General features: G+C 50.4%; 21 protein-coding genes and 2 pseudogenes. 8 read left to right on the top strand and 15 right to left on the bottom strand.

The window, feature by feature from the left end:
- Positions 1 to 95: 95 nt before the first annotated feature.
- Positions 96 to 524 carry a universal stress protein UspG gene (uspG, locus tag ACU8XX_RS17535; RefSeq protein WP_000278509.1) on the bottom strand — a complete coding sequence of 143 codons (429 nt, stop codon included), beginning with the start codon at positions 522 to 524 and terminating at the stop codon, positions 96 to 98.
- Between the two features lie 220 nt (positions 525 to 744).
- Here uspG and ACU8XX_RS17530 point away from each other — a divergent pair, with 220 nt between their 5' ends.
- The gene (locus ACU8XX_RS17530; RefSeq protein ID WP_000646173.1) at positions 745 to 1983 is read left to right on the top strand and encodes a zinc-dependent alcohol dehydrogenase; all 1239 of its coding nucleotides are present in this window, start codon (positions 745 to 747) and stop codon (positions 1981 to 1983) included.
- A 3-nt stretch (positions 1984 to 1986) separates the two neighbouring features.
- On the opposite strand, the gene yldA is transcribed toward ACU8XX_RS17530, so the two are convergent.
- The 10 genes from yldA to citC all read right to left on the bottom strand — a co-directional run bounded on the left by yldA (position 1987) and on the right by citC (position 10513).
- A complete protein-coding gene (gene yldA, locus ACU8XX_RS17525) occupies positions 1987 to 2076 on the bottom strand; it encodes a small membrane protein YldA (RefSeq protein ID WP_016241970.1) in 90 nt (29 codons plus the stop codon).
- Between the two features lie 137 nt (positions 2077 to 2213).
- On the bottom strand, positions 2214 to 2624 hold the full coding sequence (gene rnk / locus ACU8XX_RS17520; protein WP_000089731.1) for a nucleoside diphosphate kinase regulator: 411 nt from the start codon (positions 2622 to 2624) through the stop codon (positions 2214 to 2216).
- Positions 2625 to 2853: 229 nt separating this feature from the next.
- A complete protein-coding gene (gene rna / locus ACU8XX_RS17515; RefSeq protein WP_000643397.1) occupies positions 2854 to 3660 on the bottom strand; it encodes a ribonuclease I in 807 nt (268 codons plus the stop codon).
- A gap of 113 nt (positions 3661 to 3773) precedes the next feature.
- Positions 3774 to 5237 (bottom strand): citrate/succinate antiporter CitT, encoded by a 1464-nt coding sequence (citT, locus tag ACU8XX_RS17510; RefSeq protein ID WP_000050323.1) that lies wholly within the window; start codon positions 5235 to 5237, stop codon positions 3774 to 3776.
- A 50-nt stretch (positions 5238 to 5287) separates the two neighbouring features.
- Positions 5288 to 6166, bottom strand: coding sequence for a triphosphoribosyl-dephospho-CoA synthase CitG (gene citG, locus ACU8XX_RS17505; RefSeq protein WP_000062457.1), 879 nt, complete (start codon positions 6164 to 6166; stop codon positions 5288 to 5290).
- Positions 6141 to 6692 (bottom strand): citrate lyase holo-[acyl-carrier protein] synthase, encoded by a 552-nt coding sequence (gene citX, locus ACU8XX_RS17500; protein ID WP_000550414.1) that lies wholly within the window; start codon positions 6690 to 6692, stop codon positions 6141 to 6143. Before citX ends, citG begins: the two co-directional genes overlap by 26 nt.
- Positions 6693 to 6695: 3 nt before the next feature.
- A complete protein-coding gene (citF, locus tag ACU8XX_RS17495; protein WP_097466649.1) occupies positions 6696 to 8228 on the bottom strand; it encodes a citrate lyase subunit alpha in 1533 nt (510 codons plus the stop codon).
- Positions 8229 to 8238: 10 nt separating this feature from the next.
- On the bottom strand, positions 8239 to 9147 hold the full coding sequence (citE, locus tag ACU8XX_RS17490) for a citrate (pro-3S)-lyase subunit beta (RefSeq protein ID WP_000622357.1): 909 nt from the start codon (positions 9145 to 9147) through the stop codon (positions 8239 to 8241).
- On the bottom strand, positions 9144 to 9440 hold the full coding sequence (gene citD, locus ACU8XX_RS17485; RefSeq protein WP_000700703.1) for a citrate lyase acyl carrier protein: 297 nt from the start codon (positions 9438 to 9440) through the stop codon (positions 9144 to 9146). Before citD ends, citE begins: the two co-directional genes overlap by 4 nt.
- Positions 9441 to 9454: 14 nt before the next feature.
- Positions 9455 to 10513, bottom strand: a complete 1059-nt coding sequence (citC, locus tag ACU8XX_RS17480) for a [citrate (pro-3S)-lyase] ligase (RefSeq protein ID WP_000467705.1) — start codon at positions 10511 to 10513, stop codon at positions 9455 to 9457.
- Between the two features lie 379 nt (positions 10514 to 10892).
- Here citC and dpiB point away from each other — a divergent pair, with 379 nt between their 5' ends.
- Together dpiB and dpiA are read left to right on the top strand one after the other, a co-directional pair.
- On the top strand, positions 10893 to 12551 hold the full coding sequence (dpiB, locus tag ACU8XX_RS17475; RefSeq protein ID WP_001325442.1) for a sensor histidine kinase DpiB: 1659 nt from the start codon (positions 10893 to 10895) through the stop codon (positions 12549 to 12551).
- Entirely contained in the window at positions 12520 to 13200 is a 681-nt protein-coding gene (gene dpiA / locus ACU8XX_RS17470) for a two-component response regulator DpiA (RefSeq protein WP_000126500.1), read from the top strand. The genes dpiB and dpiA overlap by 32 nt, the downstream gene beginning before the upstream one ends.
- A 40-nt stretch (positions 13201 to 13240) precedes the next feature.
- Here the strand turns inward: dpiA and dcuC are convergent, their stop codons facing one another.
- A complete protein-coding gene (dcuC, locus tag ACU8XX_RS17465) occupies positions 13241 to 14626 on the bottom strand; it encodes an anaerobic C4-dicarboxylate transporter DcuC (RefSeq protein ID WP_240765229.1) in 1386 nt (461 codons plus the stop codon).
- A 588-nt stretch (positions 14627 to 15214) separates the two neighbouring features.
- Here dcuC and pagP (ACU8XX_RS17460) point away from each other — a divergent pair.
- Positions 15215 to 15484: pseudogene (pagP, locus tag ACU8XX_RS17460) on the top strand (lipid IV(A) palmitoyltransferase PagP); the annotation flags it as partial.
- Here pagP (ACU8XX_RS17460) and ACU8XX_RS17455 read toward each other — a convergent pair.
- A protein-coding gene (locus ACU8XX_RS17455) for an IS1-like element IS1A family transposase (protein ID WP_103215986.1) occupies positions 15485 to 16182 on the bottom strand; the annotation gives its coding sequence in 2 pieces (ribosomal slippage) (positions 15485 to 15933 and positions 15933 to 16182; 699 coding nt in all).
- Between the two features lie 45 nt (positions 16183 to 16227).
- Here ACU8XX_RS17455 and pagP (ACU8XX_RS17450) point away from each other — a divergent pair.
- Positions 16228 to 16551, top strand: a pseudogene (pagP, locus tag ACU8XX_RS17450) (lipid IV(A) palmitoyltransferase PagP); the annotation flags it as partial.
- A gap of 174 nt (positions 16552 to 16725) precedes the next feature.
- Positions 16726 to 16935 carry a transcription antiterminator/RNA stability regulator CspE gene (cspE, locus tag ACU8XX_RS17445; protein ID WP_000034825.1) on the top strand — a complete coding sequence of 70 codons (210 nt, stop codon included), beginning with the start codon at positions 16726 to 16728 and terminating at the stop codon, positions 16933 to 16935.
- 53 nt (positions 16936 to 16988) lie between these two features.
- Here the strand turns inward: cspE and crcB are convergent, their stop codons facing one another.
- Positions 16989 to 17372, bottom strand: coding sequence for a fluoride efflux transporter CrcB (gene crcB, locus ACU8XX_RS17440; protein ID WP_000939749.1), 384 nt, complete (start codon positions 17370 to 17372; stop codon positions 16989 to 16991).
- A gap of 92 nt (positions 17373 to 17464) precedes the next feature.
- Here crcB and ACU8XX_RS17435 point away from each other — a divergent pair, with 92 nt between their 5' ends.
- Positions 17465 to 18253 carry a deaminated glutathione amidase gene (locus ACU8XX_RS17435; protein ID WP_000959109.1) on the top strand — a complete coding sequence of 263 codons (789 nt, stop codon included), beginning with the start codon at positions 17465 to 17467 and terminating at the stop codon, positions 18251 to 18253.
- 128 nt (positions 18254 to 18381) lie between these two features.
- Positions 18382 to 18585, top strand: a complete 204-nt coding sequence (gene tatE / locus ACU8XX_RS17430; protein ID WP_000503931.1) for a twin-arginine translocase subunit TatE — start codon at positions 18382 to 18384, stop codon at positions 18583 to 18585.
- 100 nt (positions 18586 to 18685) lie between these two features.
- On the opposite strand, the gene lipA is transcribed toward tatE, so the two are convergent.
- The gene (lipA, locus tag ACU8XX_RS17425) at positions 18686 to 19651 is read right to left on the bottom strand and encodes a lipoyl synthase (protein WP_000042632.1); all 966 of its coding nucleotides are present in this window, start codon (positions 19649 to 19651) and stop codon (positions 18686 to 18688) included.
- Positions 19652 to 19780: the final 129 nt, after the last annotated feature.

Raw genomic sequence — 19780 nt, 5'->3', positions numbered from 1 at the left:
GCTTAGCCGCCGGGGTCAAACCTGGCGGCTTTTTTATGGCATTAAAAAGCCCCGCCGGGATGGCTCCGGGCAGGGCGGGATACTTATTCTGGCAATTAACGCACAACCAGCACCGGCAGATTGGCGTGGCGGATCACGCTCGAGGCGTTAGAACCTAACAGATGGGTCGAAATCGATGGGTTGCGAGAACCAATAACTACAACATCAGCCCCCAGTTCTTCTGCCAACTCATTGACTTCATCCCGCACGCTACCAAAACGGACATGTTGTTTAATGCGGGAAGGATCGATGGTGAAGTGGCTGACCATCGTTTGCAGACGTTCTTGTGCTTCATGTTGCAGATGCTCTTCAAAACGACGCACATCAGCGGCAAAACGGTGCAGGCTCAGGCTGGCTGACCCGGGTAGTACGTGAAGTAGATGAATAACTCCGTCATCCTGGGCGAGGAATTCAGCGTGGCGAACAGCTTTGTCGCTCAATTCCATTTCAAATACATCAACTGGCATAATGATTGTCTTATACATAACCCTTTCTCCCTGTTAATCATGAACAAATCATTCGCCATGATTATAATATTTATCCCTGATATTTGTCTGGTTCTTTTTCCTTACGAACTGTTTCTGTGATGAATATATTCTCACTGAACACCAGGAATTCTCCCAAAACCTGTGGTACCGCCCGTTTTCCCGCTGTGATAGCTACCCTTAAAGACTGACTCTTTTTTGAACTGTCTCTGGAGGTTGCATGAAAGCATTGACTTATCACGGCCCACATCACGTTCAGGTAGAAAATGTTCCCGATCCGGGCGTTGAACAGGCAGATGATATTATTCTGCGTATTACGGCAACGGCGATCTGTGGCTCTGACCTCCATCTTTATCGAGGCAAAATACCTCAGGTTAAACATGGCGATATTTTTGGTCATGAATTTATGGGGGAAGTAGTTGAAACCGGAAAGGACGTAAAAAATTTGCAAAAAGGCGACCGAGTGGTAATTCCGTTCGTCATTGCTTGTGGCGACTGTTTTTTCTGTCGATTGCAACAATATGCCGCCTGCGAAAATACCAATGCGGGTAAAGGCGCTGCGCTCAATAAAAAACAGATACCAGCTCCAGCGGCATTGTTTGGTTATAGTCACCTGTATGGCGGCGTTCCTGGTGGGCAGGCGGAATATGTCCGCGTCCCTAAAGGGAATGTGGGGCCGTTTAAAGTACCGCCTTTGCTTTCAGATGATAAAGCGCTTTTCCTTTCTGATATTCTGCCAACGGCATGGCAGGCAGCAAAAAATGCGCAGATCCAACAAGGTTCAAGCGTTGCAGTCTATGGTGCTGGTCCTGTGGGATTGTTGACAATCGCCTGTGCACGGTTGCTCGGTGCGGAACAGATTTTTGTTGTTGATCATCATCCCTACCGCTTGCATTTCGCCGCCGACCGCTACGGCGCGATCCCGATTAATTTTGATGAAGACAGCGATCCGGCACAGTCAATTATTGAACAAACGGCAGGTCACCGGGGCGTGGATGCAGTAATAGACGCCGTCGGTTTTGAAGCGAAAGGCAGCACCACGGAAACGGTGCTGACTAACCTGAAACTGGAGGGCAGCAGCGGTAAAGCGTTGCGTCAGTGTATTGCGGCGGTCAGGCGTGGCGGCATTGTTAGCGTACCGGGCGTCTACGCTGGATTTATTCACGGTTTCCTGTTTGGCGACGCCTTTGATAAAGGGTTGTCGTTTAAAATGGGACAGACCCACGTTCACGCATGGCTGGGAGAATTATTACCGTTAATTGAGAAAGGATTACTGAAACCAGAAGAAATTGTTACCCACTATATGCCGTTTGAAGAGGCCGCCCGGGGATATGAGATTTTCGAAAAACGTGAAGAGGAGTGCCGTAAGGTGATTCTGGTACCCGGTGCACAAAGCGCAGAGGCGGCGCAGAAGGCGGTTTCAGGTCTGGTGAATGCGATGCCGGGGGGAACAATATGATCGTCAGGAGTGGTTTTCGAGGTAAAGGACAGCCATGACGATAATCACCGCCATAATCAGAAATCCTATCAGGATGTAAAATGCTTCTGCCATGGTTATTCCCACAAACGAAACGGAATAATTTTGCAGCAAAAGTGAACAGTGAGAACCAGGAAAAATTGCTGATTTTGCGTAAAGAGGATGCGAGTGCATCCTCTGGGCAAAGCGAGTTATCGCTTGTGCAGATGGGATTAAAGCAGGTAGTCGCCAGCAGCTTCTGGCTGGTATTCGAGTTCCAGCACTTCAAGGTGGGTTGCAACGCCGCCCGGAAGTTCCCAGTGAATGGAATCGCCAACGCGCAGCCCCAGCAGTGCGGCACCTACCGGAGCCATAACGGAAAGCTGAGTATTGCTATCGGTCATTTTTGCCGGATACACCAGCGTGCGCACACGCACTTCGCCATCGCTAAGATTGCGGAATTTAACCCGGCTGTTCATTGTCACCACGTCGTGTGGCATCTCTTCTGGCGAACACATTTGGGCGCGATCCAACTCTGCGTTTAACGCGTCGGCGATTGGCAAACCAGCATAGGCGGGTTGCTCCAGCAGAATATCGATGCGTTCGGCATCCAGGTCGTTAATGATGATAGTTGGTCTGGACATTTTTACTCCATGTCGTCGGTGCTGCGAGTGTCGCAGATAAACATACCCAAAAGAAAACCCTCACCGTCAGGCGGCGAGGGTTTAACTCACATGATGATACTGACTGTTGCTCACTCTTTGAAGTGATTTGCGTCACATTCAGGGAATTCCTCAATGCAGCGCATTATGTATAAATCTTAATCGCCTTGGTTTATGGAAGACGAATTAGCGTGTTTTGTAAATCAGATGATTAATAACCCGCTTTATCAATCACAAAGGTTTTGCCACAGTTACCTGGGTGAGGTTGTGGCAAGAATGAGTTTGCAGAAAGCGGAGCGTTGATGGCGTCAGCTTTGATCGAGATCTGAATTTCAGTCAAATACGCAGGGTTACCCTGGCACGTTAGCTTAACTGCTTTCACGTTCTCTTTTCCCCAGCTTTTGGCAAAGGCGGCGTCAAAGTCACGGCGGCTCACTGTTTTACCGTAATTATCCGCAAGGAATTTTCCGGCTTCGCTCTCTTTAATTTCTTGATTCAGGCGTACCATCGTACCGAAGTATGCGTCCGGATCAAAACCAAAGCAGGCACCGTGTTTGGCATATTCGTAGCGTTCCAGGCAGGAACGTCCGCCAGCTCCTGGCATGACTTCACTTAGTTTAGCGGCCGTTTCCAGTGATAATCCGGTTTCCGGCGATGAACACATTCGGCTGGCGCGCGCTTCTGGTAGATTCGGGATTGGGCGAGTAGCGCAACCGAAGCGCATCCAGCGGCGTTCATCAACACCACGGGCAGCAACCGATTTAGGCAATCCTGGCCACAGACCATGTACGGTCAGAAAATCAGCTTTGTTGGTCGTTTCGGTTTGCAGGCGACATTCATCTCGTTCGTTACGATTTCGATCGTGTTGACTCTGGCAAAATCCGGTTTGCCAGGAGAGGGCCAGGACATAGCGATCAAAATCGCCATACTGTTTTGCCTGCAACGCTAAGGCGTTGGCAGAAGAGAAGGGAAGCAGAGAAACCGCGAGCAACGCGGCGTTACGCCAGAATGCTTTCATAATGGGTGTGGAACTCATACATACACTGAATACTATCTATTAAATCATAAAAAAGCCCGCCAGGTGGGCTTACCTGGCGGGCGTGATGATTTATTCAGCGTTTGGCGAACGTATTAGTTCCACATGGCGAGAATCGGCCAGCCAACCAACAGCAACATAGAGATGTAAATCACCCCGAAGATTGCGCCAAGACGCCAGTAATCTTTTGATTTCACATAGCCACAGCCGTAAATAATCACCCCAGGACCGGTTGCATACGGCGTCAGACAGCCCATGATACCGATAGACAGCACCAGCAGGATACACAGTTGTTCCATTGGTACGCCCGGAATACCTTTACCGACGGCCAGAATAACCGGCAGCATGGTTGCGGTGTGCGCAGACAGGCTGGCAAACAGGTAGTGTGCAAAGTAGAACACCAGAACCAGTACAATCACCGTTGCGTTTGGTGAGAATCCTTCCAGGTGCGTACTCATGGTACCGGCGAACCAGTCAATAAAACCAGAACGAGTCAGGCCGTTAGCCATCACAACCAGAGTTGCCAGGTTGACCAGTGTGTTCCATGCGCTGTTATAGCGGGTAATGTCTTTCCAAGGCACAACGTGCAGGGCCAGCATTAGCGAAACTGCCAGCAGACCAACCGCAGTAGCATTAATGACTTCACTGCCAAATACCCACAAACCTAAGCTGAGCAATACAAGGCCAATCAGTGTCCACTCTCTGCGTGTCAGCGCACCCATGGTTTTCAGTTCATCACCCGCCCAGGTTGCCACTTCTTCACTGTGTGTGATTTCCGGTTTGTACAGCACGTAGGAAAGCCACGGCGCAATGATAAGCAAGATAACCCCAACCGGCAGGAAGCAGAGGAACCACTGCAACCAGCTAATCTGGATACCGGCAATTTTGCTGACGAACTCCAGACCCAGCACGTTTGGTGCCGCACCGGTGACAAACATGGACGAACTCAGACTGGTACTAATGACCATCATCCACATCAAATAGCCGCCAATACGACGCGCGGACGGATCGTTCGGGAATGATTTAAACAACGGCGGCAGGTTTTTAATGACCGGAAAAACCGTACCCCCGGTACGCGCGGTGTTGGAAGGTGTAAACGGTGCCAGCAGAATGTCGATAATGACAATCGCATAACCCAACGTCAGCGTGCGTTTGCCCATGAATTTCACCAGGAAAAGGGCAATGCGACGACCTAACCCGGAAACTTCATACCCTAATGCAAAAATAAATGCGCCAAATACCAGCCATACCGTGGTGCTGGAAAAACCAGCCAGGCCCCATTTCAGCGCCTGTTTTTGCGCATTAAACGCTGGGTCAGCTAATTCTTTGGCATCAAAGAGCAGGTAATTACTGCCAATAACGCAAATAGTAACCGCAATAAAACTGATCGCTGTTGCCGGAATTGGCTCGAGGATCATGCCGACAATCATTGCCACAAACACAGCGAAGTAATGCCATGCCTGCGGCGGCATACCGTCGGGGACAGGGATAAGAAACATGACACCCATCACCACCAGTGGGGCCAATAGTTTCCATATATTATCTTTTGCTAAAGACATACGGGTTCTCCGAAAATTAATATTTCCAAATTTATCAAGTGCTTAAATAATTAAATCTGTGCTAAAAACCAGGTAAGGATCAGTAGGTCAGCACTGCCGCCTGGACTGAGATTTCGTTCGATACACTCCCTGTCGAACTGCCGGAGATAATCGAGATCGGCGGGGGTTCGAATGCCCCCTTTTTGCAATAATGTTTGCGCCTCGCGCTGTAGCCAGCGCAGGCCCCCCTCGCCACCGCGCGATGCAACGTTGGTATCGCCGTTGATCGCCATCAGTAGGAGCAAGGTATCGAGCAATGCCAGTTCAGGATCTAACCCCTGATCCAGCAGAGTGAGGTAATGCGGCAAGGCGTGATTGATCACCAGTGGATAACCCGCTTCGGCTTCACCGCGTGCGCCGGTAAGGCCAAGCTGTTGGTACAACCGTTGACCTGCCGTCAGTTGTGAATTATTGGTACGCAGTTCGCGATCGGTCAGGCCACGGCAGAAACTTGCCGCCGTAGAACAAACGGTTGTTGGCGTTACCGGCTGGTTGAGCTGAAGCAAACGGCCAATTGCCGCACATAGCAGCCCTAAAGAAAAAATGCTGCCTTTATGCGTGTTTACGCCCGCAGTGGCGCGGAACATATCACCTTCGCAAGCCATACCAATTGGGCGTAATCCGTGGAGTACCGCTTCCGGTGCCATTTCTGCACTACAGGCACCAAATTCAATGAAACGGGGTAACCAGCCCTGAATCGCCAGCGCGCTGCGGTGGAAATCTTCCAGCGCCATATCTTTGTGCGCACCGCAGTTAATGCGATCCACGAGGCCTGGTTTCGGTGACAGATTGACTTCAGTCAGCATGGCGCGCCAGCCCAAGAGGGCGTACTCATCGATTAATGACGTCGCAAGCTTTGTGGTTTTAGTTGACGTTGCAGGCATCGACATCGTTCAGCAGTGCCTCCATGCGGTTGAGTAAATCGGTCAGTTGATGGGTTTTTCCACGCGCGCAGACGGCTGCGCTTTGCTCGCACAACAGGCAGCGGCGAGGCGGCAGTGAATAGTCGCGGCGGGAGAGAATTTCGCCTTCGGGCGTCAGGACATCGATATCCCATAACCGCCCGAGAGGATGACTATGTTCAAGCTCAATGGTGGCGAGCTTGAGGTCGCGAGCCGGGGCGGCAATGCTCAACATGCCCTCCGGCCCGCTGGCGGAAACCAGTGCAGCCTGCTCCTGAATTTGCCAGCCCTGTTTTGCGGCTAAGGCACGCAAGGCTGTCACGCCATGATTAAAAATTCGGCGTGTGACCTCGCAGTCTTTAATCGGCCCAGGCGCAACCACGGTAAAGGAGACCAGTGGAACAGGATGGCGCTTGAGCCAGACGTGTTGCCGTGCTTGCCTTTCATCCCGGCTGACGAGCAGCTCGGGAATTGATACCGCATGGTGGCTGGCGAGTTCAGGAAGCAGGTGCATGGCTTATTCCTTCACCTGATGCACAACATCGATCACCGAGCCATCGCGGTAACGCACAACGGCAACGACGCGGTCGGTGAATTCAATCGGCTGTGGTTCACCGGTCAGCAGACGCGCACGTTCGCGCAGCCACTCAATGGAAACCACTTTAATGCCCGCTTCCTGCAGACGTTCTGCCAGTTCCGGACGTGCCGGGTTAACTGCGATACCGTGGTCTGTGACCAGAATATCGACACTGGAGCCCGGGGTGATGCAGGTCAGCACGTTATCCACCAGAGTCGGAATACGACCGCGTACCAGCGGCGCGACGATGATGGAAAGCGCAGAGGCAATTGCGGTATCGCAGTGACCACCGGAAGCACCACGCAGTACGCCGTCAGAGCCGGTCAGCACGTTAACGTTGAACTGGGTGTCAATTTCCAGCGCGCTCAGTACCACCACGTCGAGACGATCAACCGATGCGCCTTTCGAACCCCAGTTAGCGTACTGGTTGGCGCTGATTTCGATGTGATTGGGGTTACGGGCCAGCGATTGCGCAGCATGGCTGTCAAAGCTCTGCACATCCAGCAGTTTGCGGATCAGACCTTTTTCGTGCAGGTCAACCATCGTCGCGGTAATACCGCCAAGGGCGAAGTCGGCGCGAATATCGCGGCTACGCATTTTGTCTTCCAGGAAACGGGTTACCGCCAGCGATGCGCCGCCGGTGCCGGTTTGCATGGAGAAACCTTCTTTGAAGTAGCCAGAGTTGACAATCACATCCGCAGCGCTACGGGCAATAAGCAGTTCGCGCGGGTTAGTGGTCATACGGGTAGCGCCAGCGCCGATTTTTGCAGCATCGCCAACGCGATCAACTTTGACGATCAGATCAACCTGATCTTGCTCAATGCTTGCCGGATTATGCGGATAAGGCAGCAGTTCTTCGGTAAGCATCACAACCTGTTTTGCGTTGTCGGCATCAACCATTGCATAGCCGAGGGAGCCGCAGCAGGCTTTACCGGTGTAGCCGTTGGCATTACCGAATTCATCACAGGACGGGACGCCGAGGAAAGCCACGTCGATATTCAGTTCGCCGCTCTGTACCAGATGCACACGTCCGCCGTGAGAGTGGATCTGCACCGGTTCCGCCAGCAGACCACGGGAGATCTCTTCCGCCAGTGGACCACGCAGGCCGGAGGTATAAATGCGGGTAACCACGCCCTGGCGAATGTGTTCTACCAGCGGCGCATGGCAATCACTCAGGGAGCTGGACGCCAGGGTCAGGTTTTTAAAGCCCATCTTCGCGATGACGTCCATCACCATATTGACGGTCAGGTCACCGCCACGGAAAGCGTGATGGAAGGAAACCGTCATGCCGTCCTGTAAACCAGAGCGACGAATCGCTTCTTCCAGGTTGGCGCACAGTTTGCGATCGCGCGCTTTTTCAGCCTGGGAGGTTTGCTTTGGTGAGTTCTGGAAAGCGGCAAGATCGCATTCAGCGCGACGATTCCAGGCCGCTACCCGTTCTTGTCGTTGAGATTGTTCAATTTTCTGCGTCATTTTGATTGCCTTATTCTTCGCGGATGCCGGAAAGTTCTGCACGGGAGAGCACCAGACGGGCGCGATCGATAACCGGACCGTCCACCATCTTGCCGTTCAGGGAAACCACGCCGAGGCCTTCGCGAGCGGCGGCTTCAGCGGCTTCTACGACGCGGCGGGCGTGATCCACTTCTTTCTGGGTCGGTGCGTAGAGGTTGTGCAGCAGATCAATCTGACGCGGGTTGATCAGCGATTTGCCGTCAAAGCCCAGCTGTTTGATGTGGGCGGCTTCTTGCAGGAATCCAGCTTCGTTGTTAGCGTCGGAATAGACGGTATCGAACGCCTGAATACCCGCAGAGCGCGCGGCCTGCAAAATGGAGCAGCGAGCGAACAGCAGTTCAGTTCCTTCCGGGGAGCGTTCTGTACGCAGGTTGCGCACATAGTCTTCTGCACCGAGGGCGATACCGATCAAACGCTCGGAAGCGTGAGCGATTTCCACTGCGCGGGTAATGCCCAGCGGAGATTCAATCGCCGCCAGCAGGCCGGTGCTGCCGGGTTCACGACCACAGGCTTTTTCGATACGCAGGATCTCTTTTTCGATATCCAGAACATCCTGAGCGGTATCGGTTTTCGGCAGACGCACAACGTCCGCACCACCGCGAACGACGGCTTCCAGGTCGTTGACACCCCATTCGGAATCCAGCGCGTTGACACGCACAATGGTTTCAATATCGCGATACAGCGGATGTTGCAGCGCGTGGTAAACCATGCGGCGGGCGGTGTCTTTTTCACGCAATGCTACGGAGTCTTCGAGGTCAAACATCAGGGCATCAGCCGGGTAGATGAAGGAGTTGCTGACCATCGCGGCATTGGCACCAGGCACAAACAACATGCTGCGGCGGGTGCGAGTTTTACGTTGTTGCAGCGAAGCGGAAATCATTGGCAATCCTCCCATGGCAGAGCCGGGATACCGCTGGCGCGTGCCAGCAGGGCTTCCAGTCGTGCACGTAAAATGCAGTCCAGTGCGCCTTTGTCATCGACATTCAGCTGTACGCCGCGCACGTTGTAGCGGGCGAGAACGTCCAGAATGGTGGTGCGAATTGCATCGCCAAACTGTTTCTCAACGCTGCTGTTGATTTGCAGGTCGATATCCTGCGTATCGAGTGGGGCGATGCGTATCATCACATCCCCAGACTCAAGGGTGCCTGCAACGGCGGGCTGGTTTATTTTCATTTTTCACCTGTTTCTCATGCGGGGGTCTTTTGACGAGCTGCCGCGTCCTGGCGGGAGTGCTCAAGCAGGTTCTGCAAATAATGCAGCGTGACTGCAGGGACCAGCGGCGCGATAGCCGTGAGATCGTTTTTCGCCAGCAGTTGACGTACCCGGGAAGCGGATATCGGCATCTCCTGGTAACGCAGCCGCTCAATTTCAACCAGTTCGATGGGCGGTGCGGAGATAGTCGGCGTTTCCAGCCAGTAGCGCATATCCTGGTTGTACTGGGCGGTAACGCGACAAAAGGGTTCAGTACCGACAAAGCGGTGAGTTACACCCAGTGCGGGAGCGAGGTACTGACGGAAAATCTTCAGATCAATTTCGGTGTAACAATGGTTAATGACGCTCTGTTCTTTAATGAAGTAGCAAGGGAACGTAGCGCGGGAGATGATGTATTCGGAGCCGCGATGCACAGTCAGGCGTGGAATATCGGCGGTGCCTTTTAACACCAGATCCAGCCGGTCTTCATAGGGGAAGCGTGAAGAATCTTCTTTGACTAAAAACAGATGCAACCAGTCGCACTGTGCCGCAGCTTGTTGAATCAGATAACGGTGACCATTCGTAAAGGGATTGGCGTTCATCACAATGCAGCCAATCTTGTTCCCTGGATGACGAAATTTTTTCAGCGATTCGGCATAGCGTTTCAGTCGCGTGGCGCTGTTTTCCATCAGCACCATCACGCCGGGTACGCTGGTCAGCGTGGAAAAACCGCACTGGCGGAACAGCGCCTCGTATTCGGTTTTGGTATAAATAAACAGATGCGTGCTGTGCCGCTCATAGGCGAGGTTTATCAGTTCAGTGGCTAATGTCAGCGCCAGTCCTTCACCGCGAACGGATTCACTGATAGCAACGCATTTAATAATATTTCCGGCAATTCCACCGCACGCGATAAGCTTTTCATCGCGGGTTACGGTAATAAATACTTCGACTGTGGTGTCAACGCTCAAATCATTTTCATGCAGGAATTGGGCGATTTCCGCCATTTTTTTATTTTCTGAACGTTTTACGCGGGTGAAAATATCATTGCCGAACATAATAAATAGTATCCTGAAGGTGCATGTTGTTATCGATTTGCAACGAATGTTGTTCAATGTTGCAAACTGATAACCTTTTATTTTCACTTGGGAGAAAGGGGGGTGATCGAGGTATATCTTTTTCTCCTTTCGCTATACATCCTAAGGAGTATTGCAGCGTGAAATTTTGATTTATTTCACATAGAGTTAGTGGTTTTTTATTTATTTAATGGTTTTAAGTTTTTTAATTAATGTAATTACGAAATGACCTGCAGGTTTAAGTGATTTAATTGATTTAATGAATAAAATTTGCCACGATCATAATTAATATCTATGTATTTTGATTCAACATTTTAATTACATCCGTCAAAGAGGATCGGGACAACCCGCAAGGAAAACAATGTTGCAGCTTAACGAGAATAAACAGTTTGCATTTTTCCAAAGACTGGCATTTCCGCTGCGTATCTTTTTGCTGATTCTGGTGTTCTCAATATTTGTCATTGCAGCCCTGGCGCAATATTTTACGGCCAGTTTTGAGGACTATTTAACGCTTCATGTACGCGACATGGCAATGAATCAGGCGAAAATTATTGCCTCCAATGACAGTGTCATCTCTGCGGTGAAAACGCGTGACTACAAACGGCTGGCGACCATCGCTAACAAATTACAAAGAGATACCGATTTTGATTATGTGGTGATTGGGGACCGGCACTCGATCCGCCTTTACCATCCTAATCCGGAGAAAATTGGTTATCCTATGCAGTTCACCAAACAGGGCGCGCTGGAGAAAGGGGAGAGCTACTTCATTACCGGGAAAGGGTCAATGGGGATGGCGATGCGCGCCAAAACGCCAATCTTTGATGACGATGGAAAAGTCATCGGCGTGGTGTCGATTGGCTACCTGGTGAGTAAAATCGATAGCTGGCGGGCTGAGTTTTTATTACCGATGGCAGGCGTGTTTGTCGTGCTGTTAGGGATTCTGATGTTGCTGTCGTGGTTCCTGGCAGCGCATATCCGTCGGCAGATGATGGGCATGGAGCCAAAGCAAATCGCACGCGTGGTCCGTCAGCAAGAGGCGCTGTTTAGTTCGGTTTATGAAGGGCTGATTGCGGTGGATCCGCATGGTTACATTACCGCCATCAATCGTAACGCAAGAAAGATGCTGGGGCTGAGCTCTCCCGGACGGCAATGGTTGGGTAAACCCATTGCTGAAGTGGTCAGGCCCGCCGATTTCTTTACCGAACAGATTGATGAAAAACGTCAGGATGTGGTGGCTAACTTTAACGGTCTGAGCGTTATTGCCAATCGGGAAGCTATTCGTTCAGGTGATGATTTGCTGGGGGCCATTATCAGCTTTCGCAGTAAAGACGAAATTTCCACCCTCAATGCGCAACTGACGCAAATAAAACAATACGTTGAGAGCCTTCGTACATTGCGACACGAGCATCTCAATTGGATGTCGACGCTCAATGGTCTGTTGCAGATGAAAGAGTATGATCGCGTGCTGGCGATGGTGCAGGGGGAGTCTCAGGCCCAGCAACAGCTTATTGACAGCCTGCGCGAGGCGTTTGCCGATCGCCAGGTGGCGGGGCTACTTTTTGGTAAAGTGCAGCGCGCCCGGGAACTGGGGCTAAAAATGATCATTGTCCCCGGTAGCCAGCTTTCGCAACTGCCGCCAGGACTGGATAGCACCGAGTTTGCAGCCATTGTGGGCAATTTACTTGATAACGCCTTCGAAGCCAGCCTGCGTAGCGATGAAGGAAACAAGAGCGTTGAATTATTCCTCAGCGATGAAGGCGATGATGTGGTGATTGAAGTCGCCGATCAGGGCTGCGGCGTTCCAGAGTCTCTACGAGACAAAATATTTGAGCAGGGGGTCAGTACGCGTGCTGACGAGCCCGGCGAACATGGCATTGGGTTGTACTTGATTGCCAGCTACGTAACGCGCTGCGGTGGTGTTATCACTCTCGAAGATAATGATCCCTGCGGTACCTTGTTTTCAATCTATATTCCGAAAGTGAAACCTAATGACAGCTCCATTAACCCTATTGATCGTTGAGGACGAAACGCCGCTGGCAGAGATGCATGCGGAATATATTCGTCACATTCCCGGATTCAGTCAGATATTACTGGCGGGAAACCTGGCGCAGGCCCGAATGATGATCGAGCGTTTTAAGCCGGGGCTAATCTTGCTCGATAACTATCTTCCTGACGGCAGAGGGATTAATTTATTGCATGAACTGGTGCAGGCGCATTATCCCGGCGACGTGGTGTTTACCACTGCAGCCAGCGATATGGAAACGGTGTCTGAAGCCGTACGTTGTGGTGTATTTGATTATCTCATTAAGCCCATTGCCTATGAACGGCTGGGGCAAACGCTAACCCGTTTCCGCCAGCGTAAACATATGCTGGAAAGTATTGATAGCGCCAGCCAGAAGCAAATTGATGAGATGTTTAATGCCTATGCTCGCGGTGAACCTAAAGACGAACTGCCGACCGGCATTGATCCCTTGACGCTAAACGCGGTGCGAAAACTGTTTAAAGAGCCTGGTGTGCAACATACGGCAGAAACGGTGGCGCAGGCACTGACCATCAGTCGCACCACTGCCAGGCGTTATCTTGAATATTGCGCCAGCCGCCATCTGATTATTGCTGAAATTGTTCACGGCAAAGTTGGCAGACCACAACGCATATACCACAGTGGGTGACATGATAAAGCCGGAGGAAACTTGCCTCCGGCATTACTATTTACTTGCCTGTGACCGCTGCTGCCGTTCCTGGCACCATCAGCTCTGTAGCAACGATAACAATCACTAGCCCAACAAGCACCGGCACCGAGGTGCGTTTTACGACTTCAAATGGTGAGATTTTCGCCATCCCGGCAACCGCAACGACTACGCCAGAAACGGGTGATAGGCTACGACCCAGGTTTGACGCCTGCAGCATCGGGATAGTCAAATACGCCGGGTTAATGCCGGAAGAGTGCGCCAGTTTCGGGATCATCTCAACAAACGCATAAAACGGCGCATTGCCTGAACCGGTCGTGACTGCCGCCAGCATGGTCAGAATCACCAATACCAGCATCAGGATGATACTCGCCGAACCAAACGAGGTAGCGATAGAAATCAGACTTTGAATAAAGCCGATGGTGCTAAGCCCCTGAGCGAATACCCCAGCGGCAACCAGCAGCATCACCACGTTAGCAAACGCATCTGCCATCCCGCGATAAGCCACTTCCAGACCAGAGAAAACTTTCTGGGTATTAAAGCTGCGGAGGAACTCCAGAATGGAGGCAATCAGCATACAAATCACCAGAATAGTGATGATGTGTAATTGCGGACCCCATTTACCGTCAAAAATCAGTACACCGATGATCGGCGTGAACGGCAAAATGGCATAAAACGCAGGGGCAGTGGTAGTGATTTCACTGACATCTAACATTTCATGAGAGATGTGCTCTTTTTTATCCAGATAACGTTGCCAGAAGAAGTGGGCGATCGCCATGCCGATAATTGCAGCAATTGAGATAGGCAGTGTCGTTTTGAAGGCGAAGTCAATCAGCGACATTTCGGAAGCCTGCGCCGCCAGCACCACATCCCCTGAAGTCGGTGCGAGAATAATCGCCGCCGGGGAGGCACAAATGGCAGCTGCTGCCCCACGACTGATACCAACGTTTACCATCACCGGAAACAGGGTTGCCATCAGCAAAACACCCAGACCGGTTGCGGAAGAGACGGCCAGTGACATCAGACAGGCAACACAATAGGCGGCAATCATCAGCAGGTAGGGGGAGTTAATATACTGCAATGGTTTTGACGCCAGCTTGACCACCATATCATTCGCGCCGATATGGGTCATGTAAGCAGCAAAGCCACACAGCATCATAATCATCATGCCGAGGTCGCCGCCGCGGCTCATTAGCAATATTTTAACGTACTCAACGATATCCGTGGCGCTGTAGCCTGTTGAAGCCTGGCTGGACGGTAACACTTTGTGCCCCATAATGGCACTGATAATCAGCAATAACAGGCCACCGACAAATAACACACCAGTGGCGGAATACCCTTTAATGATGTAGCGAGCTACACCCAAAATAACCACAACCCCAATAAGGAGTTCAATGAATGTCAGCATAATTTTTCCTGTCTCCAGGCCCCAAAGTAAATAATAAAAAATTCCTAAAGCTTAAGGAAAAAATATGCCCAATAAATTGGCGATGAATGCTGATTAAAATCAAGAAAAACTGCCATTAAGACATTGAAGTTGCTGTTTTTATACGTAGATAACAAAACGCATATTTAGCGGTTGGCAATTATCACATAATAATGTGTGTAAATTGATGGAGGATTGATGCAAATTTGTTAATTGCAATGGTGTTAGCTGCGGTTGCGTGCTCAAAAAATAATCTGCAATGGGCGTGGGTTGACGATATATAATATATTCCCTGTTAAGATGATTTTTGGTATCTTATTAAAAAATAAGTCATTTTTTCTTGATTGCATTTTGTTATCAGAAACAACTAGCTTTTTCTTTTATGACTATTCCCATCGCAGAAAACGATGTGTCATTTTAAATCGATGCGCGGAAATATTTAACTTGAACAAGCGGAAATAAATAGAGCAGATATTCAGATTATTCTTTATGTTGGGGCTATTAAGGTTATGTTAATTGTAGCTTTGCTATGCTAGTAGTAGATTTTTGATAAATGTTTTATGGTCACAAATGAACGTGAGTAAATATGTCGCTATCTTTTCCTTTGTTTTTATTCAGTTAATCAGCGTTGGTAAAGTTTTTGCTAACGCAGATGAGTGGATGACAACGTTTAGAGAAAATATTGCACAAACCTGGCAACAGCCTGAACATTATGATTTATATATTCCTGCCATCACCTGGCATGCACGTTTCGCTTACGACAAAGAAAAAACCGATCGCTATAACGAGCGACCGTGGGGTGGCGGTTTTGGTCAGTCGCGATGGGGTAATGACTCCAACTTATTGATAGTGTTTTATGTTCAGATAATGCCCGATGACTTTGTCATGCAGCTCCACCGATTTTGAGAACGACAGCGACTTCCGTCCCAGCCGTGCCAGGTGCTGCCTCAGATTCAGGTTATGCCGCTCAATTCGCTGCGTATATCGCTTGCTGATTACGTGCAGCTTTCCCTTCAGGCGGGATTCATACAGCGGCCAGCCATCCGTCATCCATATCACCACGTCAAAGGGTGACAGCAGGCTCATAAGACGCCCCAGCGTCGCCATAGTGCGTTCACCGAATACGTGCGCAACAACCGTCTTCCGGAGCCTGTCATACGCGTAAAACAGCCAGCGCTGGCGCGATTTAGCCCCGACATAGCCCCACTGTTCGTCCATTTCCGCGCAGACGATGACGTCACTGCCCGGCTGTATGCGCGAGGTTACCGACTGCGGCCTGAGTTTTTTAAGTGACGTAAAATCGTGTTGAGGCCAACGCCCATAATGCGGGCTGTTGCCCGGCATCCAACGCCATTCATGGCCATATCAATGATTTTCTGGTGCGTACCGGGTTGAGAAGCGGTGTAAGTGAACTGCAGTTGCCATGTTTTACGGCAGTGAGAGCAGAGATAGCGCTGATGTCCGGCGGTGCTTTTGCCGTTACGCACCACCCCGTCAGTAGCTGAACAGGAGGGACAGCTGATAGAAACAGAAGCCACTGGAGCACCTCAAAAACACCATCATACACTAAATCAGTAAGTTGGCAGCATCACCCGCGATGGGATGAAAAAGGAAACTGGCATGGCCTGTATGCCATGGCATTTAAGGACTCGTGGAACAAATGGGAACCGATTGCCGGATACGGATGGGAAAGTACCTGGCGACCGCTGGCGGATGAAAATTTTCATTTAGGACTGGGATTCACCGCTGGCGTAACGGCACGCGATAACTGGAATTACATCCCTCTCCCGGTTCTACTGCCATTGGCCTCTGTGGGTTATGGTCCAGTGACTTTTCAGATGACCTACATTCCGGGTACCTATAACAATGGCAATGTGTACTTTGCCTGGATGCGCTTTCAGTTTTGAGACAAATGAAGTTTTAGTAACTTCTTTAAAATCAATAACTAAAATAATTAACATCAAAAATAACGCGACTTTTATCACTTTTTAGTAAAGTTGCACTGGACAAAGCGTACCACAATTGGTGTACTGGTAACCGACACAGCATTTGTGTCTATTTTTCATGTAAAGGTAATTTTGATGTCTAAGATTAAAGGTAACGTTAAGTGGTTTAATGAGTCCAAAGGATTCGGTTTCATTACTCCGGAAGACGGCAGCAAAGACGTGTTCGTACACTTCTCTGCAATCCAGACTAATGGTTTTAAAACTCTTGCTGAAGGTCAGCGCGTAGAGTTCGAAATCACTAACGGTGCCAAAGGCCCTTCTGCTGCAAACGTAATCGCTCTGTAAGATACGTCAGCAAGAATTCAAAACCCGCTTAATCAGCGGGTTTTTTTTGGTCTTTAGTGTGCGGTTGAGGCCGAAAACAGCCAGAAAGCCAGTGCTGTCATGGCAAAAGACCCCAGAAGGTTGACGAAAACGTTCAGTAATGCCCAGCCAAAGCGACCCTCTTGTAACAAAAACACCACTTCTGCCGAAAATGTTGAGAAGGTTGTTAGACCGCCACAAAATCCGGTGGTGATTAATACTTTCCACACTGGATCAATGTTCGTCATCCTGCTGAACCATGCGAATCCCATTCCTATGATGAATGCCCCAATCAGGTTTGCTGTCAGCGTCCCCAACGGAATCGCCTGATGCAGTGGGTTAAATCGCATACTTAACAGCCATCTCGCCACGCTTCCCGTACCACCGCCAATAAAAACTGCTAAAAGAAGTTGTAACACTGCAAAATCCTGCTATTTGATTTGTATGAGTGATAAGTGTAACGCCGAATAATCGTCGTTGGCGAATTTTACGACTCTGACAGGAGGTGGCAATGCTGGTTGCCGCAGGACAGTTTGCTGTTACATCTGTGTGGGAAAAGAACGCTGAGATTTGTGCCTCGTTGATGGCGCAGGCGGCGGAAAACGACGTATCGCTGTTCGTTCTGCCGGAAGCATTGCTGGCGCGCGATGATCATGATGCAGATCTATCGGTTAAATCAGCACAGCTGCTGGAAGGCGAATTCCTCGGACGTTTACGGCGAGAAAGTAAACGTAACATGATGACGACAATTCTGACGATTCATGTTCCTTCAACGCCGGGGCGCGCATGGAATATGCTGGTGGCGCTACAGGCAGGAAACATCGTCGCCCGTTATGCCAAATTGCATCTCTATGATGCATTTGCCATTCAGGAATCACGCCGTGTTGATGCTGGTAATGAAATCGCTCCGTTACTCGAGGTGGAGGGGATGAAGGTCGGTCTGATGACCTGTTATGACTTACGCTTTCCAGAGCTGGCGCTGGCACAGGCATTACAGGGAGCTGAAATCCTGGTACTTCCTGCCGCCTGGGTTCGCGGGCCGCTCAAAGAGCATCACTGGTCAACGTTGCTTGCCGCTCGTGCGCTGGATACCACCTGTTATATGGTGGCGGCGGGGGAGTGCGGGAACAAAAATATCGGTCAAAGCCGGATTATAGATCCCTTTGGCGTCACCATTGCGGCAGCGTCAGAAATGCCTGCACTCATTATGGCGGAAGTGACGCCCGAACGTGTGCGTCAGGTGCGCGCGCAACTGCCCGTCTTAAACAACCGTCGCTTTGCGCCGCCGCAATTATTATGATGTTTTTTTACTCGGCGCTTGATTCACCTTGTTACAGATTGCTATTGTGTGCGCGCGTCGAATGACCGTTAATATTCTCTGGTTTTTAAGGCGCGTTCTGTTGCCGGTTATATGTCAAGAAGGTATCTATGGGTGAGATTAGTATTACCAAACTGCTGGTAGTTGCGGCGCTGGTCGTTCTGCTGTTTGGGACTAAGAAGTTACGTACGCTGGGCGGAGACCTTGGAGCGGCCATTAAAGGGTTCAAGAAGGCGATGAATGATGATGATGCTGCGGCGAAAAAAGGCGCAGACGTTGATCTTCAGGCTGAAAAGCTCTCTCATAAAGAGTGACGTGGCGAGCAGGACGCTCCCTCAATATCTTGTTCGATACAAAAAACCCGCTTCAAAAAGCGGGTTTTTTATCAGACAGATGTAAGTAATTATTACAGGATTACTTAACTTCCATCCCTTTCGCCTGCAAATCGGCGTGGTAAGAAGAGCGGACAAACGGACCGCATGCAGCATGGGTAAAGCCCATCGCCAGCGCTTCGGCTTTCATTTCGTCGAACTCATCCGGGCTAACGTAACGTTGAACCGGCAGGTGATGGCGGCTTGGCTGCAAATATTGCCCCAGCGTTAACATCGTCACACCATGACGGCGCAGGTCGCGCATTACCTCAATAATTTCTTCATTGGTTTCACCCAGTCCCACCATCAGACCAGACTTGGTCGGGATTTCCGGATGCGCTTCTTTAAAGCGTTCCAGCAGCTTCAGCGACCAGTTGTAATCTGCGCCAGGCCGTACCTGCCGGTAAATACGCGGTACGTTTTCCAGGTTATGGTTGAACACATCTGGGGGCGTTGCAGTCAGAATATCCAGAGCACGATCCATACGACCACGGAAATCCGGCACCAGAGTTTCAATTTTGATTTGCGGGCTTTTTTCCCGAATGGCAGTAATGCAATCCGCAAAGTGCTGGGCACCGCCATCGCGCAGGTCATCACGGTCAACGGAGGTGATAACCACATAACGCAGCGCCATATCGGCAATGGTCTGCGCCAGTTTCACTGGTTCATTGGCATCAGGAGCTACCGGGCGACCGTGGGCAACATCACAGAACGGACAACGGCGGGTACAAATAGCGCCGAGGATCATAAACGTTGCTGTGCCGTGGTTGAAGCATTCCGCCAGGTTAGGGCAGGAGGCTTCCTCGCAGACAGAATGCAGGCCATTTTTGCGCATTGCGGCTTTGATGCCCTGGATACGTGTAGAGTCCGCTGGAAGCTTGATTTTCATCCATTCCGGCTTGCGCAGCAGGGCTTCGCGCTCTGTTGCCACGTTTTTAACCGGGATAAGGGCCATCTTATCGGCATCGCGGTATTTAACACCGCGTTCCATCACAATGGGTTTACTCATAGCGTGCGTGTTCCAGTTGCGAATTACGAAGGAAAGCGTTTCAATTCAATAGATTGTTGTAATTATCAACTATTTTTGAATTAACGACTGGCAGTATATCATTGAAACGGACCTGAAAGCAGCCAAAGC

This window comes from Escherichia sp. MAL-1 (assembly GCF_052948035.1).
Note: the sequence above shows the minus strand (reverse complement) of the source record. Positions and strands in the feature narration are given on the sequence as shown.

Bases quoted from the DNA above. Each gene is read 5' to 3' on its own strand.
- uspG (WP_000278509.1), bottom strand. From the start codon at position 524: ATGTATAAGACAATCATTATGCCAGTTGATGTATTTGAAATGGAATTG.
- ACU8XX_RS17530 (WP_000646173.1), top strand. From the start codon at position 745: ATGAAAGCATTGACTTATCACGGCCCACATCACGTTCAGGTAGAAAAT.
- yldA (WP_016241970.1), bottom strand. From the start codon at position 2,076: ATGGCAGAAGCATTTTACATCCTGATAGGATTTCTGATTATGGCGGTG.
- rnk (WP_000089731.1), bottom strand. From the start codon at position 2,624: ATGTCCAGACCAACTATCATCATTAACGACCTGGATGCCGAACGCATC.
- rna (WP_000643397.1), bottom strand. From the start codon at position 3,660: ATGAAAGCATTCTGGCGTAACGCCGCGTTGCTCGCGGTTTCTCTGCTT.
- citT (WP_000050323.1), bottom strand. From the start codon at position 5,237: ATGTCTTTAGCAAAAGATAATATATGGAAACTATTGGCCCCACTGGTG.
- citG (WP_000062457.1), bottom strand. From the start codon at position 6,166: ATGTCGATGCCTGCAACGTCAACTAAAACCACAAAGCTTGCGACGTCA.
- citX (WP_000550414.1), bottom strand. From the start codon at position 6,692: ATGCACCTGCTTCCTGAACTCGCCAGCCACCATGCGGTATCAATTCCC.
- citF (WP_097466649.1), bottom strand. From the start codon at position 8,228: ATGACGCAGAAAATTGAACAATCTCAACGACAAGAACGGGTAGCGGCC.
- citE (WP_000622357.1), bottom strand. From the start codon at position 9,147: ATGATTTCCGCTTCGCTGCAACAACGTAAAACTCGCACCCGCCGCAGC.
- citD (WP_000700703.1), bottom strand. From the start codon at position 9,440: ATGAAAATAAACCAGCCCGCCGTTGCAGGCACCCTTGAGTCTGGGGAT.
- citC (WP_000467705.1), bottom strand. From the start codon at position 10,513: ATGTTCGGCAATGATATTTTCACCCGCGTAAAACGTTCAGAAAATAAA.
- dpiB (WP_001325442.1), top strand. From the start codon at position 10,893: ATGTTGCAGCTTAACGAGAATAAACAGTTTGCATTTTTCCAAAGACTG.
- dpiA (WP_000126500.1), top strand. From the start codon at position 12,520: ATGACAGCTCCATTAACCCTATTGATCGTTGAGGACGAAACGCCGCTG.
- dcuC (WP_240765229.1), bottom strand. From the start codon at position 14,626: ATGCTGACATTCATTGAACTCCTTATTGGGGTTGTGGTTATTTTGGGT.
- cspE (WP_000034825.1), top strand. From the start codon at position 16,726: ATGTCTAAGATTAAAGGTAACGTTAAGTGGTTTAATGAGTCCAAAGGA.
- ACU8XX_RS17435 (WP_000959109.1), top strand. From the start codon at position 17,465: ATGCTGGTTGCCGCAGGACAGTTTGCTGTTACATCTGTGTGGGAAAAG.
- tatE (WP_000503931.1), top strand. From the start codon at position 18,382: ATGGGTGAGATTAGTATTACCAAACTGCTGGTAGTTGCGGCGCTGGTC.
- lipA (WP_000042632.1), bottom strand. From the start codon at position 19,651: ATGAGTAAACCCATTGTGATGGAACGCGGTGTTAAATACCGCGATGCC.